This window comes from Qaidamihabitans albus (assembly GCF_016464705.1).
GTDB lineage: Bacteria > Actinomycetota > Actinomycetes > Mycobacteriales > Pseudonocardiaceae > Qaidamihabitans > Qaidamihabitans albus.
The window spans coordinates 107,572-133,778 of record NZ_JAEHOB010000005.1 but is presented as its reverse complement, the minus strand read 5'-3'; the positions used below and the strand labels follow the sequence as shown (position 1 = coordinate 133,778).

Here is a 26,207-nt window from a genome sequence, read left to right as displayed (position 1 = left end):
CGTGCAACCCGCCGCTGCTGCCGCACCGTCCTTGGTGCATGAGGTGGAAGCAGGCACTCGCCGGAATCGGAATCATCCTGTTCGCCACGACCGCCTGCGGGCAGCAGCCGGCGAACACGGCCGGGGCCGGGCCGGGTTCCCGGGACGGTGGCTCGCTCCCGTCGCGGGACCCCGTGCTGTCCAGGTCGGGGCAGGTGGAGCAGGGCGAGATCCCGGGCGAGGTACAGCCGGCCCCGCCGGTGGAGGGCATGCCGGGACGCAAACCCGCGCAGCCGCCCGCCGGGGGCGACGGAACGCCCGTGCCCGCCGAGCGGATCGACGGCAGCGCGCTGCCGGAGGGCCACCCGCGGCAGGTGAGCGTCCACGGCGACGGGCGGCGGCTGTCGGTGACCGCCCAGGAGGGCGGTTGCGGCCGGGCCAGCGTCGAGGTCGCCGGGCAGACCGGGCGGCACGTCGCGCTCACCCTCGTGGAGACCGAACCGGCCGGGCAGCGGGCCTGCACGATGGACATGCGTTACCCCGTGCTGACCGTCCGGCTCGACCAGCCGCTCGCCGACCGCGAGGTGGTGCTGAGCAGCGAGCAGCGCAGGGGATAGCTCACGTTCGCCGGTGCGGCGACGCGGCCCGACCTAGGGTGACGCCATGTCACGACGTCAGGTCTCCGTCACCCGCACCATCCCCGCGCCGCCGGAGCGGATCTTCGAACTGCTCACCGACCCCGCCAAGCACCCGCTGCTCGACGGCTCGGGGAGTGTGCTCGCGGCCCAGGACGGCGCCCCGCGGCGGCTCGAGCTCGGATCGAGGTTCGGGATGGACATGAAGATCGGCGCGCCCTACAAGATCCTCAACACCGTCGTCGAGTACGAGCCGGACCGGCTGATCGCGTGGCGGCACTTCAACGGGCACCGCTGGCGCTGGCGGCTGGAGCCTGCCGATGCCGGCGGCACCGAGGTGACCGAGACCTTCGACTGGTCGACGGCCCGGATTCCGCTGCTCATCACGCTCAGCCCGTTCCCGGCCAGGAACAGGGCGAACATCGCCAGGACGCTGGAGCGCCTCGAAGCGATGTTCGCCTCCTGAGCCCGGGTGCTTCAGCCGCGGAAGGAGATCTGCAGCACCGGCTCGGCGGTCTCGGCGAAGAAGTCGTTGCCCTTGTCGTCGATGACGATGAACGCGGGGAAGTCCTCGACCTCGATCCGCCACACCGCCTCCATGCCCAGCTCGGCGTACTCCAGGACGTCCACCTTCCTGATGCAGTCCTGTGCCAGGCGCGCGGCGGGCCCGCCGATCGAGCCGAGGTAGAAGCCGCCGTGCTCGCGGCAGGACTCGGTGACCTTCCGCGACCGGTTGCCCTTGGCCAGCATGACGAGTGAGCCGCCCGCGGCCTGGAACTGCTCGACGTAGGAGTCCATCCGGCCCGCGGTGGTCGGCCCGAACGAGCCGGACGCGTAGCCCTCGGGCGTCTTGGCAGGTCCTGCGTAGTACACGGGGTGCTCACGCAGGTACTGCGGCATCTCCTCGCCGGCGTCGAGCCGCTCGGCGATCTTGGCGTGCGCGATGTCGCGCGCCACGACGAGCGGGCCGGTCAGGCTCAGCCGCGTCTTGACCGGAAGCCGGGAGAGCTGCTCGCGGATCTCGCTCATGGGCCGGTTGAGGTCGACCTCGACGACCTCGGCGGAGAGGTCGTCGTCGGTGACCTCCGGCAGGAACCGGGCCGGATCGCCTTCGAGCTGCTCGATGAAAACGCCGTCGGCGGTGATCTTCGCCTTCGCCTGCCGGTCGGCCGAGCAGGAGACCGCGATGCCGACCGGGCAGGACGCGCCGTGCCGGGGCAGCCGGATCACGCGCACGTCGTGGCAGAAGTACTTGCCGCCGAACTGCGCGCCGATGCCGAACTGCCGGGTCATCTCGAGCACCTGCTGTTCAAGGTCGGTGTCGCGGAAGCCGTGGCCGAGCGGCGAGCCTTCCCGCGGCAGGTCGTCGAGGTAGCGGGCGGAGGCGAGCTTGGCGACCTTGAGGTTGTACTCCGCCGACATCCCGCCGACGACGATCGCCAGGTGGTACGGCGGGCAGGCGGCGGTACCGAGGCCGCGCAGCTTCTCGTCCAGGAACCGGGCGAGCCGCTTCGGGTTCAGCACGGCCTTGGTCTCCTGGTAGAGGAACGTCTTGTTCGCGCTGCCGCCGCCCTTGGCCAGGAACAGGAACTCGTAGGCGGGCTCGGCGGTTCCGTCCGGGCCGGTTGCGTTGTCCCTGTGGTACAGCTCGATCTGGGCCGGCAGGTTGGTGCCGGTGTTGCGCTCCTCCCAGAAGTTCACCGGCGCCATCTGCGAGTACCGCAGGTTCAGTTCCTGGTAGGCCTCGAAGATGCCGCGGGAGAGCGCCTCCTCGTCGCCGCCGCCGGTCAGCACCCCCTCACCGCGCTTGCCGATGACGATCGCGGTGCCCGTGTCCTGGCACATGGGCAGCACGCCGCCTGCGGAGATGGCGGCGTTGCGCAGCAGGTCCGTCGCGACGAACCGGTCGTTGCCGCTGGCCTCCGGGTCGTCGACGATCGAGCGCAGCTGCGCCAGGTGCGACGAGCGCAGAAGGTGCTGGATGTCGGTGACGGCCGTGCGGGCCAGCCGGGTGAGTGCCGCGGGCTCGATCTCGAGGAAACGGCGGCCGGCCGCCTCGACGACACGCACGCCCTCCGAGGTGACGAGCCGGTACTCGGTGTGCGTGTCCTTGCCGACCGGCAGGACGTCGGTGTGCTGGAACTCTGTGGTGGGTGGCGTCAACGCGGGCTCCCTTGCACGCTGTTCGGGGGCCTCGAAAGTACAGCGCCGTCCCGGCGGGCCGGTGCCGCCCGGGCGGCGGCGCGACGTAGATCACCCACAAAAACGGAAGGCCGGGCCCACCCCGACGGACCCGACCTTCCGGGGAATGCGGTGGAGGCCTGAGCCCCACCGCAAAGCTTCAGTTCATCCGCCCTGACTGCGGGCGTTCGCACCTCACCCGGGCGGCCGAACCGGCCGTCCTGGCGACCTCCACCCGGAAGACGCCCGGGTGGCTCCCGGGTTGCGTGCGGAACGGCCATCCGACCGTCTCGTGACCAAAGTCATAAGTCAACACGGCCGTCCGGGTGTACCCGGTCACGCTCCGTCAGCTGGCGTACGCGCGCAGCCGGTCGGCCCGCTCGCCCTGGCGCAGCTTCGCCATGACCTCGCGCTCTATCTGCCGCACGCGCTCACGGGAGAGGCCGAAGTGCTTGCCGATCTGGTCGAGGGTGCGCGGCTGGCCGTCGTCGAGGCCGTAGCGCAGCCGGATGACGTACTGCTCCCGGTCGTCGAGGGTGGCCAGTACCCGGCGCAGGTCGTCCTGCAGCAGTCCGGAGATGACGGCGCTCTCCGCGTCGGTCGCGTCGGAGTCCTCGATGAAGTCGCCGAGCGGCGCGTCCTCCTCGGTGCCGACCGGCATGTCGAGGCTCACCGGGTCGCGGGAGTGGTCGAGCAGTGTCGAAACCTTCTCGGCGGGGATGCCGGACTCGGCGGCCAGCTCCTCGTTGGTGGCCTCACGACCGAGCTGCTGGTGCAGGTCACGCTTGATCCGCGCGAGCTTGTTGACCTGCTCCACCAGGTGCACGGGCAGGCGGATGGTGCGGCCCTGGTCGGCCATGCCCCGGGTGATCGCCTGCCGGATCCACCAGGTGGCGTAGGTGGAGAACTTGAACCCCTTGGAGTAGTCGAACTTCTCCACGGCGCGGATCAGCCCCAGGTTGCCCTCCTGGATGAGGTCGAGCAGCGGCATCCCACGGCCGGTGTAGCGCTTGGCGAGCGACACGACGAGGCGCAGGTTCGCCTGCAGCAGGTGGTTCTTGGCCACTCGCCCGTCGCGTACCAGCGCGGAGAGCTCGGCCCTGCGCTCGGCGGAGAGATCGGGGGCGGTGTCCAGCATGTGCTGGGCGAACACCCCGGCCTCGATCCGCTTGGCGAGGTCCACCTCCTCGCCCGCGGTGAGCAGGGCCGTCTTGCCGATGCCGTTGAGGTAGACACGGACGAGGTCGGCTGCGGGGCCCTGTGCGTCGAGGTCGGCCTCCTCGACCGGCACGGGGGCGACCTCGGCCTCGAAGGTGGCCGTGGGAATCTCCCGCTCACGGATCCCGCGGGCCTCACGTTCGAGAGTCTGGACGGACATTCTGCCTCCCCGGTCAACGGGCTGACGTGTTGTTGTGCGGCACGCCTGCGCTGCGCTTCGCGTCACGAGCCTGTGGAACCCGCCCGCGAGACCAGCTTGCTGGCTGGACATTGGGGTCAACGCATGCGCGTCCGAAATCGTTCCCGGGTCCATGACTTGTTGACGGGCTCACGTTCCGGCCGGTTGCTCCACCAAAGCTGAGGTTTTCCTGAGAACCCGGGGGACGCGAACGACGTGAATTCTTCGTCAAACTTCGACCAGCACGGTGAACGGCCCGTCGTTGACGCTGTGCACTTCCATCATGGCCCCGAAGACCCCGGTCGCGACTTCGGCGCCCCGCGCGCGCAGCTCGGTCACCACGGCGCGCACGAGTTCCTCGGCGTCGTCCGGCCGGGCGGCCGGCGTCCACGATGGACGGCGGCCCTTCCGGGTGTCGCCGTAGAGCGTGAACTGGCTGACCACCAGCAGCGGCGCCCCGGCGCTCGCGCACGACCGCTCGTCCCGCAGGATGCGCAGCTCGTGCAGTTTGCGGGCCATGGTGGCCGCCTGCGCGGCGGTGTCCTCGGCGTGGATTCCCAGCAGCACCAACAGTCCCGGCTCGCCGATCGCCCCGACGACCTGCCCGTCCACCGTGACGCTCGCCTCGGTCACGCGGGCCACCACCGCCCTCACCGGCCGGCCTCCTGCGCGGGCACGAGCATCCCGTGCCGGAGCAGCTCCCGGACCACGGGCAGTGCCGTCGTCGCGAGCTCGGCGCGATCGTGGCCGTGTGCCACGGACAGCAGGTCCAGCAGATCGGCCAGCGGGAGCAGGCCCCTGCAGCCGGCCAGCAGCGCGGTCGCCAGCTCGTCCAGCTCGTGCTGCCACCCGGGACCGTCGGTGCGGTGCAGCCGCCGCAGCGTGGTCGACCAGCCGTTGTCGGTCGCCTCGTCGACGCGTTCGAGCAGCACCGTCTCCGGCACGCGGAACGCCGTGTCCAGCAGTTCGGCGTCGTGCGCGCGCAGCCACGCGACCCGGTCCAGCCAGGCGGCGGCCTCCCCGCCGAGCGGATCGTCGTACGCCTGCCGCAGGTCCTCGCACACGACGGTCGGCGCGCTCTCCGCACCGGAGCCGCGACGCAGCGTGACGAAGCCGAAGCCGATGGCCTCGACCCCGGCCTCCTCGAACCAGTCCAGCCAGGCGGCGGCCTTCGCGCGCCCCTGCGCGGAGGCAGGGTCGATGCCCGCGTCCCGCAGCCAGGTCCCGACGTAGAGCACCGGGTCGGCGACGTCCCGTTGCACGAACCAGGCATCGGTTCCCGCGGGCAGCCACCGCGTCACCCGGTCGGCCCAGTCCTCGCCCTTGACGTGCAGCCAGGAGGCCAGCAGCTGACCGATCCCGCCCTCGGTGAGGAACGCGGGCAGCTGGCGGACCACGAGCGCGCTCGCGTCGTCCCCGGCGAGCCCCGAGTCCCGGTACACGTAGTCCACCCGCCCGGGCCCGGCCACGAACGGCGGGTTGCAGACGATCTGGTCGAACCGTCTCCTGGCCACCGGTGCGAACCACTCGCCCTGCGCCAGCTCGACGTCCAGCTCGTTCAGCCGGAAGGTGGCCCGCGCCAGCCGCAGCGCGCGCGGGGACACGTCGGTCGCGGTGATGCGCTGGGCGTGCCTGCTCGCGTGCAGGGCCTGCACGCCGTTGCCGGTGCCGAGATCGAGCAGGGAGCCGACCGGGCGGCGGCTGGTCGCCCGCACGAGGCTGAGCGAGGCGTGCCCGACACCGAGCACGTGGTCCTCGGGAACGGGCCGGCCGAGCTGGTCGGAGTCGAGGTCGGCCAGTACCCACCAGGACCCCTCCTCGTCGCCGTGCGGGCGCAGGTCGAGGCCGGCGCGGAGCCGGTCGCCCTCGGCGCACAGCAGGCCGGTCGCCAGCGCGTCCTCGACGGGCAGCGGCGCGAGCGCCGCCCGGACCGCGCCCGGCGGCTCGGAGCCGCCGAGCAGGAACAGCCGGACGAGCGTGCCGAGCCGCCCGGCGTCCCGGCACGCCCGGTAGGCGGCCTCCGGCTCGCCACGGCCCAGCGCGGCGTGCGCCTGGCCGCCGAGCAAGTCGAGAACGCCGTCGGCGTCGTAGCGCGCCTCCCGCAGCGCCGCGCGCAGGCGGGCGCAGAAGTCGGCGGAGAACTCCGGAAGACTCACAGCGGGTGATGATCCCATGCCGCGCTCCGGTGCCTGTGGTCAGATGTCGCGGTGACGAGCGAACGCGTGACCACCGTTCTCGCCGGGCTCGCTGCACGGCTGCCGGGTCTCGAGCGGCTCTACCTCGACCTGCACCGGCATCCCGAGCTGTCGTTCGCCGAGACCCGCACGGCCGCCGAGCTCGCCGCCCGGCTGGTCGCCGACGGTTACGAGGTGCGCACCGGCATCGCGGGCACCGGCGTGCTCGGCGTGCTGCGCAACGGCCCGGGCCCTGCCGTGCTGCTCAGGGCCGACATCGACGCGCTCCCGGTGGAGGAGAAGACGGGCCTCGGCTACGCCAGCACGGTCCGCGCGATCGACGCGGAGGGGCACGAGGTGCCGGTCATGCACGCGTGCGGGCACGACATGCACGCCACGTGGCTCTCCGGCGCGGCGGCCCTGCTGGCCGAGCGGCGCACGGCCTGGTCGGGCACGCTGCTGGTGGTGTTCCAGCCGGGCGAGGAGACCGGCGGCGGCGCCAGGGCGATGATCGAGGACGGCCTGTTCGAGATCGCCGGCACGCCGGACGTCGTCCTCGGCCAGCACGTCACCCCCGGGCCGGCCGGCTGGGTGCTGACCCGGCCCGGTGTGCTGATGGCGGCGACCGACGCCGTGCGCGTCACGCTGCACGGGCGGGGCGGGCACGGCTCGCGCCCCGAGACGACCGTGGACCCGGTCGTGCTCGCCGCGTCGGTGGTGCTGCGGCTGCAGACGATCGTCTCGCGCGAGATCTCGGCGACGGACTCGGCGGTGGTCACGGTCGGCGCGCTGCATGCGGGCACCGCGCACAACGTCATCGCCGACCACGCCACCCTCGACGTCAACGTGCGCACGTTCGAGCCGCACGTGCGCACGCGCGTGCTGGCCGCGCTCGAACGGATCGTGCACGCGGAGGCGCGGGCGGCCGGCGCGCCCCGGCCACCCGAGATCACCGAGCTGTCCAGCTTCTCCGCCACCGCCAACGACGAGGCCGCCACCGGCGACCTCACAGCGGCCTTCGAACGGCACTTCCCCGCGGGCCGGGTGTGGGAGGCGCCACTGGTCACCGGCAGCGAGGACTTCGGCGATTTCGGTCGCGCCGCGGGCGTGCCGTCGGTGTTCTGGCTGGTCGGCGGCAAGGACGAGCGGGCGGTGCTCGACGCGCTCGCCGCGGGCCGGTTCGAGGACGACATCCCGTCGAACCACTCGCCGCTGTTCGCGCCCGTGCTGCATCCCACCCTGCGCACCGGTGTCGAGACGCTCGTCGTGGCCGCGCTGCACCGTCTTCGCTCCCCGGCTGTCGCCCCGGGCAGTGTGGTGGGAGCATGAAGGCTTGGAGGTGGAGCCGGTGAGCGAGCACGACAAGCGCGGCACCCCGGTACTGATCACCGAGGCGGCGCCCTCCTACGACGACCAGCAGGCGGCCCGAAAGCGCAAGTACGTCCTGATGATGGGGATGCGGTTCCCCTGCCTGATCCTCGCCGGGATCTTCTACCAGACCTGGTGGCTGGCGCTCGCGTTCATCGTGCTCTCGGTCCCGCTGCCCTGGATCGCCGTGCTCATCGCCAACGACCGCCCGCCGAGGAAGGCCGAGGAGGTCAACCGCTACCGGCGGGAGGCGAACGCGATCGAGGCGGGCGAGCACCGGATCATCGACGTTTCGCCTGGTCACCGCTCGTGAGTGCGGAGGCGAGTTAGAACTCGTCTCCGCACTCACGAGGTGGGACGGGCGCTGGCTGGGCGCCGACGCCGCCCACCGCGCGGGCACCGAGCCGCACCCCCGCGCGCAGGGCGGCCGCCGGCGGCTCCCCGCGCAACCACGACACGAGCAGCCCGGCGTCGAAGGCGTCCCCGGCCCCGGTGCTGTCGACGCACCGTGCGGGTTCGGCGGGCACGTTGAGCACGCCCGAGCCGTCCACCCAGCTCGCACCCGAGCGTCCGGCCGTGACGGCGACCGCGCCGACGGTGCCCAGCAGCTCCCGCGCCCCGGCCGGATCGCTCGTCCCGGTCAGCGCGCGCAGCTCGGCGGCGTTGGGCAGCAGCAGGTCGACGCCGCGCACGTCGGCGAGGAAGGCGGCCGGATCGGTCATCAGTGCGGCGGCCTGCGGGTCCACCGAGGTGCTCAGCCCGGCGGACCTGGCGGCGGCCAGCGCGGCCAGGCCTGCGGGACGGGACGACGGGTCCAGCAGGACATAGCCGGAAAGGTGCAGGTGCGCGGCCCCGGCCAGGGCGGCCGGGTCGATGTCGTCCGGCCGGAGATGCTTGTTCGCGCCCCGGTCGGGCAGCATGCTGCGCTGTCCGGCCTCATCGACGAGCACCACCACGCAGCAGGTGGCGGCCTCGGTGTCCACGGCGAACGCGCAGCGGACGCCCGCGGCCTCCAGCTCGGCACGCACGAGCCGCCCGCCCGCGTCGTCGCCCACCCTGGCCAGCAGCGTCGGTTCGGTCCCCTGGGAGCGCAGCCACAGCGCGGTGTTCGCGCCTGCGCCGCCCCCGGCGAGCCGGACCCGCGCGCGGACGTCGTCGCCGTGCAGCACCGCGCCCTCGTACCGCGCCACGACGTCGAGGCCGGCGTCGCCGACCACGGCGATCCTCATCGGAGCCTCACCGTGCCTCACGCACGCAGCCGCACGGCGACCTCGGCGGCCAGCCGGGCGTTGGACAGCACCAGCGCCTCGTTCGCGTCCAGGCTCGCGCCCGCGCTGCCGGTGTGGAAGTACTCCAGCAGTACCGGGGTGACGTCCGCTCCGCGGACACCGCGTGAGCGCAGCAGCTCCAGCCCCTCGGAGAGCAGCCGGTCGTGCAGCTGTTCGTCCAGTTCGGACTCCGGTGGGACCGGATTCGCCAGCAGTATCCCGGATTCCGCGAGGTGCCGGTGTGCCGTCACGGCCGCCGCGGCCTGTTCGGCGTCGTCGACGCGCTGCGGGACGGGCAGGCCGGACGAGCGCCGGTAGAACGCCGGGAAGTCGTCCGTGCGGTAGCCGAGGACCGGCACCGAGTTGGTCTCCAGCACCTCCAGCGTTGCCGGGATGTCGAGCACCGACTTGACCCCGGAGCACACGACGAGCGTCGGCACCCGCGCCAGCACGCCGAGGTCGGCCGAGACGTCCCAGGTGACCGTGGCGCCGGGCGGCGGCAGGTGCACGCCGCCGAGCCCGCCGGTGCCGAACACGTCGATGCCGGCGGCGTGCGCGAGCGTCGAGGTGCTCGCGACCGTGGTCGCGCCCGAACGGCCCAGCGCGAGAGCAGGGCCGACGTCGCGCAGGGACAGCTTGTCCAGGCCCGTCGCCTCGGTGCACACCCGCTCCAGCTGAGCCACCGAAAGGCCGATGAGCGCCTGCCCGTCGAGCACGGCGATGGTCGCCGGCACGGCACCGGCGTCGCGCACGGTCCGTTCGAGCCGCGTGGCCACGTCGAGGTTGCGGCCGGGCGGCAGGCCGTGCGAGAGCAGGGTGCTCTCCAGTGCGACGACGGCGAGCCCCTCGGCGAGCGCGTCGGCGACCTCGGCTGACATCGCGAGCCGGAATTCGGAAGTAAGCGTCACGGGGTGGCATCCTCGCTCATCGCCCATCCGGCACCGGAGCCTCCCCGGCCGTGGCGGGAGCGAGGAGCGGGGAAGTTCCGCCGGGCCGGGGACATGCGGCATCATGAAGGTGTGAGTACGCAGACTCTGCCTGATGTCGACACCCGCCCAGAGGGCACCGAGAGCACCGACGACGATGCCCCCAAGGTGTTCCACTACGTGCGCAAGCACCAGATCGCGGAGAGCGCGGTCATGGGCACGCACGTGGTGGCGCTGTGCGGCGAGGTGTTCCCGGTGACGAAGCAGGCGAAGCCGGGCTCCCCGGTGTGCCCGGAGTGCAAGCGCATCTTCGACGGTCTGCCGCCCGGCGGGGACGAGTAACCTCCGGGCGCTCAGCCCGGCCGGTCGGGTTCCCCGGCCGGTGCCGTGCGCTGCTCCGGCTGCTCCCCGGCGGTCCCGTGGGCGCCGGTCGTCTCGCCGCGCGCCGGGCCGTCGGTGCCGTCGGTGCCGCTGGCCTCCCCTCCGGTGCCGTCGGTGCTCTCCCTGGGGGCCGGTTCGGGCCTGCGCGGCCTGCGCAGCGGCATTGTCGTGCGCTCCCAGAGACCGCGCCCCTCCTGGGCATGGATCTGCTCGTTCGCGCGCTCCAGCTCCAGCCGCCTCCACTTGCGCCGCTGCCTGCGGGTCGGCTTGGCGGGCCACAGCTCCTGGATCGCGCTGTTGAAGTAGGCGCCGGTGACGATCGCCAGCCCGATGAAGAACGTGAACAGCAGAAACGCGATCGGCGTCGCGAGCGCGCCGTAGGTGTAGCCCGTGGTCGTGATCCAGCTGATGTAGATCCGCAGCCCGACACTCGACAGCAGGAAGATCACCATCGCCAGCGCCGCACCGGGCAGCCCGCGGTGCCAGGGCAGCTTGCGGGGCAGTGCGAGCTTGTAAAGGGTCGCCAGTGCGAGCATGAGCATCAGGCCGACCGTCGGGTAGTAGGCGGCACCGATCCACGCGGCGATCGTCGGCCCCCAGTCGGGCGGGAAGAACTCCGAGAGCAGCTCGGGGCCGATCGCCACGACCGGCAGGCCGATCACCAGCAGCACGAGGCTGGCCAGGTACAGCAGCAGCGCGAAGAGCCGCTGCCACACCTCGTTGCGGACGCCGTACTGGCCGTGGGCGACGGTGATCGCGTCGACGAAGGACGACATCGCCGACGAACCGGCCCACAGTGAGATCAGGAACCCGACGGAGACGATCTCGCCCTTACCGGTGGTGAGGATGTCGTCGACGGTCGGCTCGATGATCTGGTTGACCACGCTGCCGCTGAAGATGGTCTCGGAGAAGCTGATGATCTTGTCGTGGACCTGCTGCACGACGCGCTCGCCGAACCACTCGCCGATGTAGCCGAGGCTGCCGAGCAGCCCCAGCAGCAGTGGCGGCAGGGAGAGGGTCTGCCAGAACGCCGCCTCGGCGGCCTCGGAGAAGATGTTGCCGTCCCACGCCTTGCTCAGGGTTCGCCCGATCAGGCGCAGGGGTCCCTTGCGCCTGTCCTGCCGGGCAGGCGCCGCCTCGTCCCCTTCGCCCGCCGCTCCGGCGTCTGGAGTCTCCATCGCGCTCCAAGCATGGTCCATGAGCACGGATTCGGCTCGCCGCCCCGGCGGCGTGTCCTTCCGGCGTGCCGTGGACGGCCGGTGTCGGTGCCGCCGGGTACCCTCGTGCTCGCGCCCTCACCGCGTACCCGGCACGGCCGCCGGTACCCCGTCGTGAGGGCATTCGTGTGTCTTCTGTTCGTCGGCGAGAGGAGTTGGACCGTCGGTGTCGGACACAGGAGGTGCGCGGACCGATGATCGCGAAGGCCTCGATCGTGGGCGCCGGCCGGGTGCGGGTGTCCCGCAGGATACGGCCAAGGCCGGGCTCGGGTTCGCCGCGCCCGAACCCGAGCACGACGCGACCGCCCGCCCGCTGCGCGCGTGGCAGCGCCGTGCGCTCACGAAGTACCTGACCCAGAAGCCGAAGGACTTCCTCGCGGTCGCGACGCCGGGCGCCGGTAAGACCGTGTTCGGGTTGCGGGTCGCGGCCGAGCTGCTCGCCGACCGGACCATCGAGGCGATCACCATCGTCACGCCCACCGAGCACCTCAAGCACCAGTGGGCGATCGCGGCCGCGGGGGCGGGCATCGCGATCGACTCGGACTTCCGCAACACGACCGGGATCACCTCCTCCGACTACCAGGGTGTCGCGCTCACCTACGCGCAGGTCGCGGCGCATCCGACGATGCACCGCGTGCGCACGGAGAACCGCAAGACGCTGGTCATCCTCGACGAGATCCACCACGCCGGGGACGCGAAGTCCTGGGGCGACGCGGTGTTCGAGGCCTTCACACCCGCGGTGCGCAGGCTTGCGCTCACCGGTACCCCGTTCCGCAGCGACGACTCGCCCATCCCGTTCGTGACCTACGAGCCGGACGCCGACGGCTCGCTGCGCAGCCGGGCCGACCACTCCTACAACTACGCCGACGCGCTCGCCGACGGCGTCGTCCGTCCGGTGGTGTTCCTCGCGTACTCGGGCGAGGCGTCGTGGCGGACCAGCGCCGGTGACGAGTTCACCGCGCGGCTGGGCGAGCCGCTGACCGCCGAGCAGACCGCGCGGGCCTGGCGCACGGCGCTCGACCCGGGCGGCGAGTGGATCCCGTCGGTGCTGCAGGCGGCCGACACCCGGCTCACCCAGCTGCGGGCGGCCGGCATCCCGGACGCGGGCGGCCTGGTCATCGCCACCGATCAGGACTCCGCCCGCGCCTACGCCAAGATCCTCGCGCGGATCTCCGGTGAGCGGCCGGTGGTGGTGCTCTCCGACGACCCGAAGGCAACCAGGCGGATCGGCGAGTTCTCCGACTCGGACGAGCGCTGGCTGGTGGCCGTGCGGATGGTCTCGGAGGGCGTCGACGTGCCGCGGCTCGCGGTGGGCGTGTACGCGACGAGCGCCTCAACGCCGCTGTTCTTCGCCCAGGCGATCGGCCGCTTCGTGCGGTCCAGGCAGCCGGGGGAGACCGCCAGCGTGTTCCTGCCGAGCGTGCCCGTGCTGCTCGAGCTCGCCAGCGAGCTGGAGGCCGAGCGCGACCACGTGCTCGGCAAGCCGCACCGCGAGAAGGACGGCTGGGACGACGAGCTGCTCGTGGCGGCCAACCGCACCGAGGACGAACCGGGTGAGGAGGAGAAGGCGTTCACGTCGCTGGGCGCCTCGGCCGAGCTCGACCAGGTGATCTACGACGGCAACTCCTTCGGCACGGCGGTGTTCTCCGGCACCGACGAGGAGCAGGAGTATCTCGGGCTGCCGGGCCTGCTCGAACCGGATCAGGTGCGTGCGCTACTGCGCAAGCGGCAGGAGGAGCAGCTCGCCGACGGCAAGCGCCGCAAGCCGTCGGCCGCAGACGAGGAGCAGCGGCAGCCCACGCCGAAGGCGCAGCCGGTGAACGAACGGATCAAGTCGCTGCGCAAGGAGCTCAACGCGCTCGTCGGCGTGTACCACCACCGCACCCGCAAGCCGCACGGCGCGATCCACAACGAGCTGCGCCGCGTGTGCGGCGGCCCGCCGACCGCGATGGCGACGGTCGAGCAGCTGGAGGAGCGCATCACCACGCTCCGCTCCTGGTAACCCGCGAGTCCCGCGCCTACGCCCGCGAACGGCGCACTCGGCGGTCGCAGCGGCCGGTCGCCGAGTCCTGAGCGGGCACTTCGCTGACCGGAGTGGGGAACTCAGGGGCCTCAGCGGGGGACTCGCGGGCGGGAGCGGGGACTCGTGCCGTTGCCAAAACGTGTCCACTTGATCGGTACAGACACTCTTCCGCGGGACTTCGGTTCCGACATATGTTGTCGCCCACAACATATGCGCGACGGAGCGCCGGTCCTTCCCGGGCCGCCCGCCCGTCGGTGGACCCGGAAAGGTTCCCAGGAATGCGAACCAAGAGACTTCTTGCAGTCGCCGCTGCCACGCTCGGCGTTACGTTCACGCTCGCGGCCTGCGGTGCCAACACCGCTGGCAACGAGGGAGGCGGCGACAACGCCGAACCCGCCGCAGGCGGCGGTACCGAGGGCACGGTCGGTGTGATCCTGCCCGAGACGGCCTCCTCGGCCCGCTGGGAGGGCTTCGACAAGCCGATGCTCGAGAAGGCGCTGCGCGCCGAGGGCTTCGACGCGGACGTGCAGAACGCGCAGGGTGAGGTTCAGAAGTTCACCACCCTCGCCGACGGCATGATCGCCAAGGGCGTGAAGGTACTGGTCATCGCCTCGATCAACAGCGAGGTCGGCGGGGCCGTCGCGGCCAAGGCCAAGGCCGCGGGCATCCCGACCATCGACTACGACCGGCTCAACCTCGGCGGCGGCTCCGACTACTACGTCTCCTTCGACAACACCAAGGTCGGTGAGCTCCAGGGCGAGGGTCTCGCCCAGGCGCTCGAGGGCAAGGACGGCGCGCAGGTGATCGAGATCGAGGGCGCGCCCACCGACAACAACGCGACGCTGTTCCACAAGGGACAGCGCAACGTGCTCCAGCCGCTCTACGACTCCGGCAAGCTCGAGCTCGTGCAGAGCCAGCCCATCGACAACTGGGACAACCAGAAGGGCGGTGTGATGTTCGAGCAGATCCTGACGAGTAACGGCGGCAAGGTCGACGGCGTCGTCGCCGCCAACGACGGGCTCGCCGGCGCGGTCATCACCGTGCTGAGGAAGAACGGCCTCAACGGCACCGTTCCGGTGACCGGCCAGGATGCCACCCCCGAGGGCCTCAAGGCGATCCTGCGCGGCGACCAGTACATGACCGTCTTCAAGCCGATCCAGGAGGAGGCCGACGCCACCGCGAAGCTCGCCGCGGCACTGGCCAAGGGCGACACGGCCGCCGCCGACGCGATCGCCACCGACACCGAGCACGACCCGGAGGGCAACCGGGACGTCAAGTCGGTCCTGCTCGAGCCGAAGCTGATCACGAAGGACAACGTCAAGACCGTGATCGACGAGGGCTACGTACCCGCGAGCGACGTCTGCACCGGCGATCTCAAAGCCACCTGCGACGAGCTCGGCATCTCCTGACCGGCACCCCGACCCGCCAGGGCGGGCCGCGCACCCCGACTGCGCGGCCCGCCCTGGCACCACGGAGAAACCATGACTGAGCCCATCCTCGAACTACACGGCCTCAACAAGAGTTTCGGACCCGTCCACGTGTTGCACGACGTGGACTTCGCGGTGCGCGCGGGCGAGGTCACCGCGCTCGTCGGTGACAACGGGGCCGGCAAGTCGACCCTCGTCAAGTGCATCGCCGGTATCTACACCTCCGACTCCGGCGACGTGCGGTTCCAGGGCGAGGAAGTGCACATCCGTGGCCCCAAGGACGCCGCCGCGCTGGGCATCGAGGTCGTCTACCAGGACCTGGCGCTGGCCGACAACCTCGACATCGTCCAGAACATGTTCCTCGGCCGCGAGCGCGGCAGCGGCTGGCTGCTGGATGAGGCGAGCATGGAGCGCGCGGCGCGGGAGACCCTCGCCTCGCTATCGGTCCGCACGGTCAAGTCGGTGCGCACGCCGGTCGCCTCGCTCTCCGGCGGTCAGCGGCAGACCGTGGCCATCGCCAAGTCGGTGCTGTGGGACAGCAAGGTGGTGCTGCTCGACGAGCCGACCGCCGCGCTCGGTGTCGCGCAGACCCGGCAGGTGCTCGACCTGGTGCGGCGGCTCGCCGAGCAGGGCCTCGGTGTGGTGCTGATCAGCCACAACATGGCCGACGTGTTCGAGGTGTCGGACCGCATTTCGGTGCTGTACCTGGGCCGGGTGGCGGCCGAGGTGCAGACCAAGGAGGTCACGCACGGGCAGGTCGTCGAACTCATCACCGCAGGCCGCTCGGGTGAGCTCGGGCTCGCCCGGCCCGACTCCGCAGTCCTGTGAGCCCTGTGATCAAGGAAGAACCATGACTCAGACCCCTACCGCGTCGTCCGACAGGGCGATCACCGACTTCGGCATCGACACCACGACGCTGTCCACGGCCGAGGCGGTGCGCGACTACCTCGCACGCGTGCGCGCGGGCCAGCTCGGTTCCCTGCCCGCACTGCTCGGCCTGATCGCGCTCGTGATCATGTTCTCGGCACTCTCGGACGTCTTCCTGTCCCTGAACAACGTCGCGAACCTGCTCGCGCAGGGCGCGGGGCAGACGATGATCGCGATGGGCATCGTCTTCGTCCTGCTGGTCGGCGAGATCGACCTCTCGGCGGGAACGGCGTCCGGTGCCGCGGGCGCGGTGCTGGCCATGCACTTCGTCCATGACGGCAACCTGCTCGGCGGCATGGGCTCGACGGTCTTCATCGTGTTCAACCTGGTGCTGGCCCTGGCCGTGGTGCTCGCCTTGCTGCTGCGGATCTGGCCGGGTGCCGCGCTCGCCGGGGTGGCCATCGTCATCTCGGTCTCCGGGATGACCGCGAACCCGTGGCTGGAGATGCTGCTCGCGCTCTGCGTCGGTGCGGCGATGGGCTGCATCACCGGCTTCCTGGTGGCCCGGATCGGCATGCCGTCCTTCGTCGTCACCCTGGCGCTGTTCCTCACCTGGCAGGGCGTCATCCTGCAGTTCATCGGTGAGGGCGGCACGCTCGGGATCAGCTCGTCACCGGTGCTGAACAAGGTCGCCAACGGAAACCTCTCCACGCTGGGCAGCTGGGCGCTGTTCGCCGTCGGGGCGGGCGGCTTCGGGGCGCTGATGCTGGGACAGCACTTCTCGCGGCTCCGGCGCGGCCTGGTCACCCAGCCCACACCGCTCGTGCTGTTCAAGGTCGGCGGGGTCGCCGCGCTCGGCGCGGTGGCGACGATGCTGCTCACGATCAACCGCTCGCCGAACCCGAGCATCGTGATCTCCGGGGTGCCCTACGTGGTGCCGATCGTGCTCGCCCTGCTCACCCTCGGCACCTACGTGCTCAACCGGACGAGCTACGGCAGGCACATCTACGCCGTGGGCGGGAACCGGGAGGCCGCGCGCCGGGCCGGGATCAACGTCACCAAGATCAGGGCCAGCGTGTTCATCGTCTCCTCGTCCGTGGCGGCGCTCGGCGCGATCGTCTACTCGTCGAAGGTCGGCTCCGTGGACGCGCAGGCCGGTGGCCTGAACACCCTGCTGTTCGCCGTCGGTGCCGCCGTGATCGGCGGGACGTCGCTGTTCGGCGGCCGGGGCCGGGTGTTCGACGCGGTGATCGGTGGCACGGTGCTCGCGGTGGTCGCCAACGGTCTCGGCCTGCTGCGCCAGCCCGCCGCGGTGGTCGCGATCGTCACCGGCCTGGTCCTGCTGCTGGCGGCGATGGTCGACGCGCTGTCCCGGCGGCGCGCGGCCACCGCCGGACGCTGAGGTGGGGGCGATGCGAGCATGACCCCGTGACCAGCACACCCGTTGCCAGACCCGACGAGATGCGCCGGTACAACCGGTCGAGCCTCCTGCGGCTGCTGCACGTGGGCGGCCCGTGCACACGGGCGGCACTGGCGACCGAGCTCGGCTTGAACCGCAGCACGATCAAGACGCTCGTGGACGGTCTGGCCGAGACGGGTGTGGTGGAGGAACGGGTGCCCCGGCCGGGCCGCGGCGCCGGCCGGCCGTCGCTGCTGGTGCTGCCGCAGCCGCAGGCCGCGGTCGTGCTGGCGGTGGACGTGCAGGTGGAGCACGTGGCGCTGGCGCTGGTCGGGCTCGGCGGGCAGATCCTCGGCCGCAACCGGTGGAACCTGCACCGGCGGACGCGGGAGCCGGACGAGGTCATCACCCACGTGATCGAGTCGACCGCGCTGCTCGCCGCCGACCTCGGGCTGCTGCCGGTCGCCGCCGGTATCTCGGTGCCCGGCGTCGCGCGGCGCTCGGACGGCTACGTGCACGAGGCACCGAACCTGCGCTGGACGAACATCGCGCTCGGCGAGCGGATGGCCGCCGGCCTCGGCATTCCGGTGACGGTCGGCAACGACGCCGAGTTCGGCGCGCTCGCCGAGCACCTCCGCGGGGCCGCGCGGGGCGCTGCCGACGCGGTGTTCGTCTCCGCCGACATCGGGATCGGCGGGGGAGTGATCGCCCAGGGTTCCTCTCTGCGGGGAGCGGGCGGTTACGTCGGCGAGATCGGCCACATGGTGGTCCGGCCCGGCGGCCGGGGCTGCTACTGCGGCAACGAGGGGTGCTGGGAGACCGAGGTCGGCGAGGCGGCGCTGGGCCGCGCACTCGCCCTGCCGGCCGACAGCCCGCGCGGCGCGGTCGTGGCCGAGCTGCGCAGGCTCGGCCGGGACCCGGAGGTCACGCGCGAGCGGCTCGCCGAGTACGCCGAATGGCTCACCCTAGGCCTGGTCAACGTGGTGAACCTGCTCGGTCCCGAGCTGGTGGTGCTCGGGGACCTGTTCACCGCGCTGCCGCCCACGGTCCTGCACCGCGTGGGCGAGGAGGTCCGCGCGCGCAGCATGGTCAGCCGCGCGATGGGCGGGGTCCGGGTCGAGAAGTCGCCGCTCGGGGCCGACGTGAAGCTGCTCGGCGCCGCCGAGGCCGCATTCGAAGGGGTGCTCGACACCGTCTGAGGCGGCCGTGTGGGCTTTGTCACAGGCGCCTTCGGAACAGGTCCTGAAATGCGCGACGGGCGGAGACCCTTTCGGATCCCCGCCCGCCGCGCGGCTGTGATGGCGACTCAGCGCTGGATGCTGGCCTCTTGCTCCTTGAGCTTGGTCTCGTACTCGCGGCTGTGGTGGCCGCAGAACAGCAGCTCCCCGCCGCTGCGGAGTACGACGCGAACCTTGGCCGCCGCTCCGCAACGGTCGCAGCGGTCTGCAGCAGTCAGTTCGGGGCGGGTGAGCGTCGGTGAAGTCATTGGAGTCTCCCTCCGTCCCGGCATCGGGTGCGCCGATGCCATCAATTCAGCCGCGAACACCTCGGTGGTGCCCGGACCCCGGGGTGAGGTACCGGCCGCGGTGTTCGCTGCCTCCACTCTTGCAGACGTTTGGCTGCCCGCAAGTGTTCCCGTGTGTGTGGGAGGTGTGTCACGTCGAATTACCCCGGATGCCGTAGATCTATCCACGCTCCCCGCCTACGATGCCCGGGCTCGGCACGTTTTCCGTGGTCAGGCACCATCATGGAGTGGAGATCTCGATTTCGAAACGGCGGATCGACGCGGTGCCGGTCCCGGCCTTGTTCGTTCTCAGCGGAATCTCCATGTACGTCGGCGCCGCGATCGCCGTGTGGTTGTTCGCCGCCGCCACGCCCGCCGGCGTCGCCTGGCTGCGCTGCCTGGGTGCGGCGCTCATCCTGCTGGCCTGGCGCAGGCCCCGCCGCGCGGCGTGGCGCGGCAGGCCGCTGCTGCTGGCCGGGGCGTTCGGCGTGGTCACGGCCGGCATGAACGTGCTCTTCTACGAGGCGATCGCGCGGCTGCCGCTGGGCACGGTCGTCGCGCTGGAGTTCGCCGGTCCGGTCGCGGTGGCGGCGTTCGGGTCGAGAGGCCGCCGGGACATCGTGGCGCTGGCGCTGGTCGCGCTCGGCGTGCTCGCCATCGCGGACGTCCAGCTCGAAGGGAGCCCGGCCGGCGTGGCGTTCGCCCTGGGAGCCGCCACCGCGTGGGCCGGGTACATCGTGCTCGGCAAGCGGGTCGCGCTCGGCGGCAACGGCATCGACAGCCTGGCGGTGGGCTTCGCGGTGGCGACCGTGCTGCTGTCGCCGCTCGCCCTCGGCACGGGCGGCATCTGGCGGGCACCCGACCTGCTCGTGCTCGGGATCGGCGTGGCGTTGCTGTCGACCGTCGTGCCGTACGTGCTGGACCAGGTGGTGCTGCGCCGGGCAGGGCGGGCGCGCTTCGCCCTGCTCCTCGCCCTGCTGCCGGTGACGGCCACGGTGACCGGCCTCGTCGTGCTCCGGCAGGTGCCGACGCTCCCGGAGGCGCTCGGCACGCTTGCGGTCGTCGCCGGGGTCGCCCTGCGGTCCAGGGGGCCGGACAGGTGACTGTGAGCCGGAGCACTGGCAGGATGAGCCGATGACCAAGGCGGCGTCGGCGGCGGCCAAGGATCTCGCGGCCGCGGGGGTCCGTGGCGTGCACGTGTCGTGGGCCGACAACAACGGCATCCCGCGGTCCCGGATCGTGCCGATCGGCGGGCTCGGCGGGGCCGCGAGCCGTGGCGTCGGCGTCACCGCGCTGTTCGCCGTCTTCGACTCGCACGATCGCATCACCTACGAGCATCCCGGGCTGGCGACGCCCTCCGGCGACGTCCGGCTGATCCCGGTCATCGAGCGGCTGAGCCGGCTCGCCGGCCAGCCCGCGCTCGCCTGGACCCCGGCCCGCCAGGTGGCGGCCGACGGCTCGCCGTGGCCCTACTGCCAGCGCGGGGTGCTCGAACGCCAGGTCGCGCTGGCCGCGAACAAGGGCTTCGAGCTGCGCGCCGGTTTCGAGCTGGAGTTCGCGGTGGCGCCGCTGGACAGCCCCGACATCGAGTCGGCCCCCGGGCACGGCGGTCCCGCGTACAGCCCGCACGCGCTCGTACCGCTCGACGGGTTCGTCGACGCGCTGCTGCACGACTTCGAGGCCAACGGCCTGCGGATCGGCCAGCTGCACGCCGAGTACGGCCTCGCCCAGATCGAGCTGTCCCTCGGCGCGACCGACCCGGTGTCGGCGGCCGACGACCAGCTGCTGGCCAGGCAGACCATCCACGCCGCCGCACGGGCGCACGGGCTGCGGGTGAGCTTCGCGCCGATGGTGAGCCCGGAGGCCGCGGGCAACGGGTGGCACCTGCACACCTCCATCCGGCGCAAGGGCCGGAACCTCCTCGCCGGCCAGGACGGCCCCGGGAACGACGGCGCGGGGTACCTCGCCGGGCTGCTGCGGGAGCTGCCCGCACTGACGGCGATCACGGCGCCGAGCGTGCCGTCCACGGCCAGGCTCCGCCCCGGCTACTTCGCCAGTGCCTACGCCTTCTGGGGCGTGGAGAACCGGGAGGCGCCCCTGCGCTACGTCCCCGCCTCGGCGCTGCTCGGCGACGACCACGCCAACGTCGAGCTGAAGCCCTGTGACGCCTCGGCCAACCCGTACCTCGCGCTGGCCGTGGTGCTGGCCGCCGGGCTGGCGGGGATCGACGAGCGGCTTGAGCTGCCCCGGCCCATCGAGGAGGACCCGGGGACGTGGAGCCCCGGCGAACGGTCCACACAGGACGTGCGGCGGCTACCGGCCTCACCGGCCGAGCAGGCGAGCGAGCTCTCGGCGGCGACCTGGGTCGCGGACGTGCTCGGCGACGAGCTGCTCGGGGCGTTCCGCTCGGTACGGGAGTCCGACGCCGCGTGGGCGAAGGACCGCCCGATCGAGGAGGTCGTCCGCGCGCACCTCTGGCGGTACTGACCGGTGTCCTTACTGGACGGTGTGCGTTGGCTGCCCGGCGGCCGGGATCTGGTTCGGCACGCACGGGCGGAGCTGCCGCAGAAGAACGAGCTGTGCGGTGCGTTCGCCGTGATGGTGTCGCTGCGCGCGCACGGCATCGGCGTCGCCGACCAGGACGAGGCCGCGCTCGTCGCCGGTACCGTGCTGCTCGGTGACGGCCCGGCCGGGATCCCGCCGGGGGAGCGGGGGCGCGCGGACTTCCGGGTCGCGTTGCCGGTCACTCGGCGGCCCGAGCTGGCCGGGACCTCGGCGGCCGGGGTCGCGCGAGCGGTGGCGAAGCTCTCCGGTGGCGAACTGGCCGCCGTCCCCGCGTGCGGTGACTGGACGGTGCCCGCACTGCGGACCCTGCTCGGCGAGCTCGGTGGGCTGTCGCGGGTGGCCGTGATCGCCAACGTCGACACGGCGGCGTTCGCCGCGCAGGACACGCCGCCCCGCGCGCTGCGTGACTATCTCGAAGCCGGCCTGCCTCCGCTGTGGACATCCCGGTGGCGGGTCGGTCACTTCGTGCTTCTCGCCGGAACACTGCCCGGCAGGCTGGGCACACTGGTGTCCGTTGTGGACACCTATCCTTCGCTGGGGGAGCGCGGAGTGCACCTGCAGCCGATCGAGTTCGCCGTCGCGGCACTGCGGCGCGAGGACCTCGCTCCGGGTGGGCTGCTGCTCGTCGTGCCGGTCGCCGAGGCCCCGGCCGCGCGCGCAGCGGTGACCGCCGCGGGGCTGCGGTCCGAGCTGTGGGACAACGGCAGCCCGGCCCCGTTCAGCTGACCCGCTCACCCCAGCTCGGCGGCGATGAGCGCGGCCTGCACACGCGAGTGCAGGCCCAGCTTCGTGAGCACCCGCGACACGTGTGTCTTCACCGTGGTCTCGCCGATGAACAGCCGCGCGGCGATCTCCGCGTTCGACAGGCCTTCGCCGAGACAGCCGAGCACGTCGCGCTCCCGGTCGGTGAGCTGGTCGAGGCCCGCGGGCCGCTCGGGTGGCGCGCTCGCCGCGAACGCCGCGATGAGCCTGCGGGTGACCTGGGGCGCGAGAATGCCCTCCCCGTCCGCCACGACGCGCACGGACTCCACCAGGCGGGCCGAGTCCACGGACTTCAGCATGAATCCGGCGGCTCCTGCGCGCAGGGCGGCGTAGACGTACTCGTCGAGATCGAACGCCGTGAGCACGAGCACGTCACAGCGTCCCTCCGCCACCAGCGTGCGGGTCGCGCTGATGCCGTCGATGCCGGGCATCCGGACGTCCATCAGCACCACGTCGGGTGCGAGCGCCCGCGCCTGCCGGATCGCGGCCGCGCCGTCGGCCGCCTCACCGACCACCTCGATCCCGTCAGCGCCGGACAGGATCATGACGATGCCGGTCCGGACGGCGCCGTGATCGTCGGCCACGACAACGCGGATGGTCATGAGCCGAGTCCCGCCAGCGGGAGGACGGCGCGCACTCGCCAGTCCGCTCCGGAGGGGCCCGCGGAGCAGGAGCCGCCCACCGCGGCCGCCCGCTCGCGCATGCTCAGCAGGCCCGTTCCCGCCGCACCGTCCGGTTCGCCGGTCAGCTCGTTGGTCACCTCCACCGTGAGGGCGTCACCGGTGTGCCGGATCGTGACGGTCGCCACGGTTCCGGGTGCGTGCTTCGCGGTGTTGGTGAGCGCCTCCTGGGCGATGCGGTACGCGGTGAGGTCGACGGCCGCGGGCAGGGGCGCGCCGTCGAGTTCGGTGTGGACGTCGAGCCTGATCCCGCTCGCCCTGGCCGACTCGACGAGGCGCGGCAGCTCGTTGAGCCGGGCAGGCGCGGTGATCTCGGCGGGACCGTCCGCCCGCAGCAGGCCGATCATGGCCCGCATCTCCTCCAGTGCGCCCACGCTGTTCTCGCGCACGGCGGTGAGGACGGTCCGCACCGTCCCGGGATCCGTCGCGGACAGTGCGGCCTCCGACTGGAGCGCGATCGCCGAGAGGTGGCCGGCGATGACGTCGTGCAGGTCCCGCGCCATCCGGGTGCGCTCGGCGGCCACCGCCGCGCCACGGTCCAGCTCGGCGAGCCGCGCCATCTGGGTCGCGTTCGCGCGCTCGGCCTCGGCGATCTCCTTGTGCTGCCGGATGTTGGTGGCCCACCACACCGGCGTGACGGCGAACGGCACGCACAGGAAGGCCGCCCCGACCGCCATCCGCCAGTCCGGGGCGAGCATGAGCAACGTCGCCGTCACCGCCAGCGTCCCCATCGCGACGACGGTGACGATCGCCCGGCTCAGGCGCCGCGAACCGTACAGCGTGGCCGTGTAGAGGTGATCGGAGCACACCAGCAGCACCGGCACGGACAGTCCGAGAGCGGCGTCCGCACCCAGCGGTACGAGGGCGAGGCCCAGCGCGGCGCCGGGGGCACGGCGGCGCAGCGTCAGCAGCGCGCAGACCACGGCCAGGAGCGCGAACCGGGCCGGTACGGGCGCCCGGTCCACCCCGAATATCGCGTACAGGTCCCCCGCGTACAGCCCGCTCCCGACCGCGAGATGGCCGGTCGCGATCAGCATGTCCTGGCGGACGGGCGGCAGCCGGCGAAAGCTCGTGATGATCGGCGGCACGGTCGGCACGGACTCCATCACAGCACATCGGTCTCGCGGCCCGCGTCCTACGAAGTGATGACGGCGAAGTCGTGCCGAACGCCGACGCGCGGGCACGCGCGGGTGCCGCACGCTCCGCCTGTGGGCAACGTATTCGACTTCGTCAGGGAGAACCCGATGGCCGCGGTGATCGCCGCGGGCGAGATCGGCTTCTGGGTGTTCGTCGTCGCCGGGCTCGTGGCGCGCTATGTGCTGCGAAAGGGCCGGGCCGGCCTGGTGCTGCTCGCCATGACGCCGGTGGTGGATGCGCTGGTGCTCGTCGGGACGATGATCGATCTGTCCCGCGGGGGTGAGGCGAGCGGCGTGCACGGCCTCGCCGCGGTGTATCTCGGGTTCAGCGTGGTGTTCGGGCCCGCGATGATCCGCTGGGCGGACGAGCGGTTCGCGTACCGGTTCGCGGGTGGGCCGCCACCACGGCGGCGCCCCTCCGGGGGACCGGAGCGGGTGCGCTACGAGTGGCGCGAATGGGGCAAGTGCGTGCTCGCGTGCGCCATCGCGGCCTCGGTCCTGCTGGTGCTGAGCTTCGTCGTCGGCTCGCCGGAGCGGACCAGGGTGCTGTGGGCGGACGGGGGCTGGCTCCCGCGACTCGGGGTTGTCACCGGCATCTGGTTCGTCGTCGGACCGCTGTGGACGACGTTCTCGGGAACCGAGGCCAAGGACCGCTCATGAAAGTGCGGCCGGCGCCCCTCGGGACACCGGCCGCACGCTCATGAGCAGTGGCGCGTTTCTCAGTCCAGGTAGTCGCGCAGCACCTGTGAACGCGACGGGTGGCGCAGCTTGGACATGGTCTTGGACTCGATCTGCCGTATACGCTCCCGGGTCACCCCGTAGACCTGGCCGATCTCGTCTAAAGTCCGCGGCTGGCCGTCGGTGAGGCCGAAACGCAGCCGGACCACCCCGGCCTCGCGCTCGGACAGGGTCTGCAGCACCGACTGCAGCTGGTCCTGCAGCAGCGTGAACGACACCGCGTCCACGGCCACCACGGCCTCGCTGTCCTCGATGAAGTCGCCGAGCTGGGAGTCACCCTCGTCGCCGATCGTCTGGTCGAGCGAGATGGGCTCGCGGGCGTACTGCTGGATCTCGAGGACCTTCTCCGGGGAGATGTCCATCTCCTTGGCGAGCTCCTCGGGGGTCGGCTCGCGGCCGAGGTCCTGCAGCAGCTCACGCTGGATGCGGCCGAGCTTGTTGATGACCTCGACCATGTGCACCGGAATCCGGATGGTGCGGGCCTGGTCGGCCATCGCGCGGGTGATCGCCTGCCGGATCCACCAGGTGGCATACGTGGAGAACTTGAAGCCCTTGGTGTAGTCGAACTTCTCGACCGCGCGGATCAGCCCGAGGTTGCCTTCCTGGATGAGGTCGAGGAACGCCATGCCCCTGCCGGTGTAGCGCTTGGCCAGCGACACCACGAGCCGGAGGTTCGCCTCGAGCAGGTGGCTCTTCGCCCGCTCGCCGTCGCGCACGATCCACTTGAGATCGCGCCGCATCTGGGTGCTGAGCTTCTCGCCCTCCTCCTCGACCACGCGGACGCGCTCGGCGGCGTAGAGACCGGCCTCGATCCGCTTGGCGAGCTCGACCTCCTCCTCGGCGTTGAGCAGCGCGACCTTGCCGATCTGCTTGAGGTAGGCACGAACCGAGTCGGCCGACGCGGTGAGCTCGGCGTCCTTGCGTGCCTGCCGCAGCGCCTCCGACTCCTCCTCGTCCCAGACGAAGTCGGGGTCGTTGGCGGATCTGCCGCCTCTGCCGGGGGCCTCGACCTCCTCGGCCTCCTCGGTCTCCTCGGCCTCCTCGGTGACGGTCGCGTCGACGACATCGACCTCGACGGCTTCCACCTCGAGGTCCGCCAGATCGACGTCCTCGAGTTCGGCGGTGTCGATGTCCTCGCCGGGAGCGCCGTCGACCTTGACACCCTCGACCTTGACGCCGTCGGTTTTGACGCCGTCGGTCTTGGCACCCTTGCGCGTCCGAGCGGACTTCGCGGGAGCCTTCTTCGCGGCCTTCTTGCGGCCCGACGTCTCCGATGCTTCCGCCGGCGTGGCCGTCTCGGGCGCGGCCGCCGTGCTGTCGTCGGTCGTCGCGGTGTCGGCGGCGCTCGTTGTCTTCGTCCCGCTTCGGGTTGCGGTTCTTGCGGCTGCCACGTACGCCCTTTCGCAGCGGTCGATCATGACGCACCGGGACGCTCCGGTCCCGGCCGCCTTAGATTCGGGGAACACTCCCTGGCCTGCGGTTATGCCTCCCGCAGCCGAGGGCTGTGTTCCATTGTAACGACGATGCGCCTGGACGTCGCGAAGCGATCAACTTTCGCCGGGTTCCGCCGGTGCCGCGCAC

At 71.9% G+C, this 26,207-nt stretch carries 25 protein-coding genes; 14 read left to right on the top strand and 11 right to left on the bottom strand.

Annotated features, from left to right (window positions below; translation table 11 throughout):
• The first annotated feature begins 38 nt into the window (after positions 1 to 38).
• Positions 39 to 596: a hypothetical protein gene (locus JAP66_RS12075; protein ID WP_199431769.1), complete on the top strand. Its 558-nt coding sequence runs from the start codon at positions 39 to 41 to the stop codon at positions 594 to 596.
• A gap of 46 nt (positions 597 to 642) precedes the next feature.
• The gene (locus tag JAP66_RS12070; RefSeq protein ID WP_199431768.1) at positions 643 to 1,080 is read left to right on the top strand and encodes an SRPBCC family protein; all 438 of its coding nucleotides are present in this window, start codon (positions 643 to 645) and stop codon (positions 1,078 to 1,080) included.
• A gap of 11 nt (positions 1,081 to 1,091) precedes the next feature.
• Here JAP66_RS12070 and JAP66_RS12065 read toward each other — a convergent pair whose 3' ends face one another.
• From JAP66_RS12065 to JAP66_RS12050, 4 genes are all read right to left on the bottom strand, one after another.
• On the bottom strand, positions 1,092 to 2,777 hold the full coding sequence (locus JAP66_RS12065; protein WP_199431767.1) for a fumarate hydratase: 1,686 nt from the start codon (positions 2,775 to 2,777) through the stop codon (positions 1,092 to 1,094).
• A 364-nt stretch (positions 2,778 to 3,141) separates the two neighbouring features.
• Positions 3,142 to 4,173: a sigma-70 family RNA polymerase sigma factor gene (locus tag JAP66_RS12060; protein ID WP_210770035.1), complete on the bottom strand. Its 1,032-nt coding sequence runs from the start codon at positions 4,171 to 4,173 to the stop codon at positions 3,142 to 3,144.
• Positions 4,174 to 4,419: 246 nt separating this feature from the next.
• Positions 4,420 to 4,845, bottom strand: coding sequence for a D-aminoacyl-tRNA deacylase (gene dtd / locus JAP66_RS12055; protein WP_199431766.1), 426 nt, complete (start codon positions 4,843 to 4,845; stop codon positions 4,420 to 4,422).
• Positions 4,842 to 6,347, bottom strand: a complete 1,506-nt coding sequence (locus JAP66_RS12050) for a DUF7782 domain-containing protein (protein WP_307849535.1) — start codon at positions 6,345 to 6,347, stop codon at positions 4,842 to 4,844. Before JAP66_RS12050 ends, dtd begins: the two co-directional genes overlap by 4 nt.
• A 51-nt stretch (positions 6,348 to 6,398) precedes the next feature.
• Here JAP66_RS12050 and JAP66_RS12045 point away from each other — a divergent pair, with 51 nt between their 5' ends.
• A complete protein-coding gene (locus JAP66_RS12045; RefSeq protein WP_199431764.1) occupies positions 6,399 to 7,694 on the top strand; it encodes an amidohydrolase in 1,296 nt (431 codons plus the stop codon).
• Positions 7,695 to 7,713: 19 nt separating this feature from the next.
• On the top strand, positions 7,714 to 8,046 hold the full coding sequence (locus JAP66_RS12040) for a DUF3099 domain-containing protein (protein ID WP_199431763.1): 333 nt from the start codon (positions 7,714 to 7,716) through the stop codon (positions 8,044 to 8,046).
• 13 nt (positions 8,047 to 8,059) lie between these two features.
• On the opposite strand, the gene JAP66_RS12035 is transcribed toward JAP66_RS12040, so the two are convergent.
• Positions 8,060 to 8,962, bottom strand: coding sequence for a carbohydrate kinase family protein (locus JAP66_RS12035; protein ID WP_199431762.1), 903 nt, complete (start codon positions 8,960 to 8,962; stop codon positions 8,060 to 8,062).
• Between the two features lie 17 nt (positions 8,963 to 8,979).
• Positions 8,980 to 9,879: a pseudouridine-5'-phosphate glycosidase gene (locus tag JAP66_RS12030; protein ID WP_235998969.1), complete on the bottom strand. Its 900-nt coding sequence runs from the start codon at positions 9,877 to 9,879 to the stop codon at positions 8,980 to 8,982.
• Between the two features lie 141 nt (positions 9,880 to 10,020).
• On the opposite strand from JAP66_RS12030, the gene JAP66_RS12025 reads away from it, so the two are divergent.
• Positions 10,021 to 10,269: a DUF3039 domain-containing protein gene (locus JAP66_RS12025; RefSeq protein ID WP_199431760.1), complete on the top strand. Its 249-nt coding sequence runs from the start codon at positions 10,021 to 10,023 to the stop codon at positions 10,267 to 10,269.
• 11 nt (positions 10,270 to 10,280) lie between these two features.
• Here the strand turns inward: JAP66_RS12025 and JAP66_RS12020 are convergent, their stop codons facing one another.
• A complete protein-coding gene (locus JAP66_RS12020; RefSeq protein WP_235998954.1) occupies positions 10,281 to 11,486 on the bottom strand; it encodes a YihY/virulence factor BrkB family protein in 1,206 nt (401 codons plus the stop codon).
• 352 nt (positions 11,487 to 11,838) lie between these two features.
• Here JAP66_RS12020 and JAP66_RS12015 point away from each other — a divergent pair, with 352 nt between their 5' ends.
• From JAP66_RS12015 to JAP66_RS11995, 5 genes are all read left to right on the top strand, one after another.
• A complete protein-coding gene (locus JAP66_RS12015) occupies positions 11,839 to 13,527 on the top strand; it encodes a DEAD/DEAH box helicase (RefSeq protein ID WP_210770075.1) in 1,689 nt (562 codons plus the stop codon).
• Between the two features lie 299 nt (positions 13,528 to 13,826).
• On the top strand, positions 13,827 to 14,957 hold the full coding sequence (locus JAP66_RS12010) for a sugar ABC transporter substrate-binding protein (protein WP_199431757.1): 1,131 nt from the start codon (positions 13,827 to 13,829) through the stop codon (positions 14,955 to 14,957).
• 72 nt (positions 14,958 to 15,029) lie between these two features.
• Complete coding sequence (locus tag JAP66_RS12005; RefSeq protein WP_199431756.1) at positions 15,030 to 15,803, top strand: ATP-binding cassette domain-containing protein; 774 nt, start codon at positions 15,030 to 15,032, stop codon at positions 15,801 to 15,803.
• Positions 15,804 to 15,825: 22 nt separating this feature from the next.
• Positions 15,826 to 17,244, top strand: coding sequence for a sugar ABC transporter permease (locus JAP66_RS12000; protein ID WP_199431755.1), 1,419 nt, complete (start codon positions 15,826 to 15,828; stop codon positions 17,242 to 17,244).
• A gap of 59 nt (positions 17,245 to 17,303) precedes the next feature.
• Complete coding sequence (locus tag JAP66_RS11995) at positions 17,304 to 18,440, top strand: ROK family transcriptional regulator (protein ID WP_199432020.1); 1,137 nt, start codon at positions 17,304 to 17,306, stop codon at positions 18,438 to 18,440.
• Between the two features lie 107 nt (positions 18,441 to 18,547).
• On the opposite strand, the gene JAP66_RS11990 is transcribed toward JAP66_RS11995, so the two are convergent.
• Entirely contained in the window at positions 18,548 to 18,727 is a 180-nt protein-coding gene (locus JAP66_RS11990) for a DUF7455 domain-containing protein (RefSeq protein ID WP_199431754.1), read from the bottom strand.
• Positions 18,728 to 19,068: 341 nt separating this feature from the next.
• Between JAP66_RS11990 and JAP66_RS11985 the strand changes: the two genes are divergently transcribed.
• Genes JAP66_RS11985 through JAP66_RS11975 form a run of 3 tightly spaced genes read left to right on the top strand, consistent with a single transcriptional unit; the run spans position 19,069 to position 22,036 of the window.
• Positions 19,069 to 19,848 (top strand): EamA family transporter, encoded by a 780-nt coding sequence (locus JAP66_RS11985; RefSeq protein ID WP_235998968.1) that lies wholly within the window; start codon positions 19,069 to 19,071, stop codon positions 19,846 to 19,848.
• Positions 19,849 to 19,879: 31 nt separating this feature from the next.
• Positions 19,880 to 21,232, top strand: a complete 1,353-nt coding sequence (locus JAP66_RS11980) for a type I glutamate--ammonia ligase (protein WP_199431752.1) — start codon at positions 19,880 to 19,882, stop codon at positions 21,230 to 21,232.
• A 3-nt stretch (positions 21,233 to 21,235) separates the two neighbouring features.
• Entirely contained in the window at positions 21,236 to 22,036 is an 801-nt protein-coding gene (locus tag JAP66_RS11975; protein WP_199431751.1) for a DUF6885 family protein, read from the top strand.
• A 5-nt stretch (positions 22,037 to 22,041) separates the two neighbouring features.
• On the opposite strand, the gene JAP66_RS11970 is transcribed toward JAP66_RS11975, so the two are convergent.
• Positions 22,042 to 22,674 (bottom strand): response regulator, encoded by a 633-nt coding sequence (locus JAP66_RS11970; RefSeq protein WP_199431750.1) that lies wholly within the window; start codon positions 22,672 to 22,674, stop codon positions 22,042 to 22,044.
• Positions 22,671 to 23,858 (bottom strand): sensor histidine kinase, encoded by a 1,188-nt coding sequence (locus JAP66_RS11965; protein ID WP_199431749.1) that lies wholly within the window; start codon positions 23,856 to 23,858, stop codon positions 22,671 to 22,673. The genes JAP66_RS11970 and JAP66_RS11965 overlap by 4 nt, the downstream gene beginning before the upstream one ends.
• Positions 23,859 to 23,960: 102 nt before the next feature.
• Here JAP66_RS11965 and JAP66_RS11960 point away from each other — a divergent pair, with 102 nt between their 5' ends.
• Positions 23,961 to 24,548: a hypothetical protein gene (locus JAP66_RS11960; protein ID WP_199431748.1), complete on the top strand. Its 588-nt coding sequence runs from the start codon at positions 23,961 to 23,963 to the stop codon at positions 24,546 to 24,548.
• Positions 24,549 to 24,607: 59 nt separating this feature from the next.
• Here JAP66_RS11960 and JAP66_RS11955 read toward each other — a convergent pair whose 3' ends face one another.
• Complete coding sequence (locus JAP66_RS11955; RefSeq protein ID WP_199431747.1) at positions 24,608 to 26,044, bottom strand: RNA polymerase sigma factor; 1,437 nt, start codon at positions 26,042 to 26,044, stop codon at positions 24,608 to 24,610.
• Positions 26,045 to 26,207: the final 163 nt, after the last annotated feature.

Bases quoted from the DNA above. Each gene is read 5' to 3' on its own strand.
- JAP66_RS12005 (WP_199431756.1), top strand. From the start codon at position 15,030: ATGACTGAGCCCATCCTCGAACTACACGGCCTCAACAAGAGTTTCGGA.
- JAP66_RS12010 (WP_199431757.1), top strand. From the start codon at position 13,827: ATGCGAACCAAGAGACTTCTTGCAGTCGCCGCTGCCACGCTCGGCGTT.
- JAP66_RS12060 (WP_210770035.1), bottom strand. From the start codon at position 4,173: ATGTCCGTCCAGACTCTCGAACGTGAGGCCCGCGGGATCCGTGAGCGG.
- JAP66_RS12030 (WP_235998969.1), bottom strand. From the start codon at position 9,879: ATGTCAGCCGAGGTCGCCGACGCGCTCGCCGAGGGGCTCGCCGTCGTC.
- JAP66_RS12070 (WP_199431768.1), top strand. From the start codon at position 643: ATGTCACGACGTCAGGTCTCCGTCACCCGCACCATCCCCGCGCCGCCG.
- JAP66_RS12035 (WP_199431762.1), bottom strand. From the start codon at position 8,962: ATGAGGATCGCCGTGGTCGGCGACGCCGGCCTCGACGTCGTGGCGCGG.
- JAP66_RS11995 (WP_199432020.1), top strand. From the start codon at position 17,304: ATGCGCCGGTACAACCGGTCGAGCCTCCTGCGGCTGCTGCACGTGGGC.
- JAP66_RS11955 (WP_199431747.1), bottom strand. From the start codon at position 26,044: ATGATCGACCGCTGCGAAAGGGCGTACGTGGCAGCCGCAAGAACCGCA.
- JAP66_RS12075 (WP_199431769.1), top strand. From the start codon at position 39: ATGAGGTGGAAGCAGGCACTCGCCGGAATCGGAATCATCCTGTTCGCC.
- JAP66_RS12020 (WP_235998954.1), bottom strand. From the start codon at position 11,486: ATGGAGACTCCAGACGCCGGAGCGGCGGGCGAAGGGGACGAGGCGGCG.
- JAP66_RS11990 (WP_199431754.1), bottom strand. From the start codon at position 18,727: ATGACTTCACCGACGCTCACCCGCCCCGAACTGACTGCTGCAGACCGC.
- JAP66_RS12000 (WP_199431755.1), top strand. From the start codon at position 15,826: ATGACTCAGACCCCTACCGCGTCGTCCGACAGGGCGATCACCGACTTC.
- JAP66_RS11985 (WP_235998968.1), top strand. From the start codon at position 19,069: ATGTACGTCGGCGCCGCGATCGCCGTGTGGTTGTTCGCCGCCGCCACG.
- JAP66_RS11980 (WP_199431752.1), top strand. From the start codon at position 19,880: ATGACCAAGGCGGCGTCGGCGGCGGCCAAGGATCTCGCGGCCGCGGGG.
- JAP66_RS11965 (WP_199431749.1), bottom strand. From the start codon at position 23,858: ATGGAGTCCGTGCCGACCGTGCCGCCGATCATCACGAGCTTTCGCCGG.
- JAP66_RS11970 (WP_199431750.1), bottom strand. From the start codon at position 22,674: ATGACCATCCGCGTTGTCGTGGCCGACGATCACGGCGCCGTCCGGACC.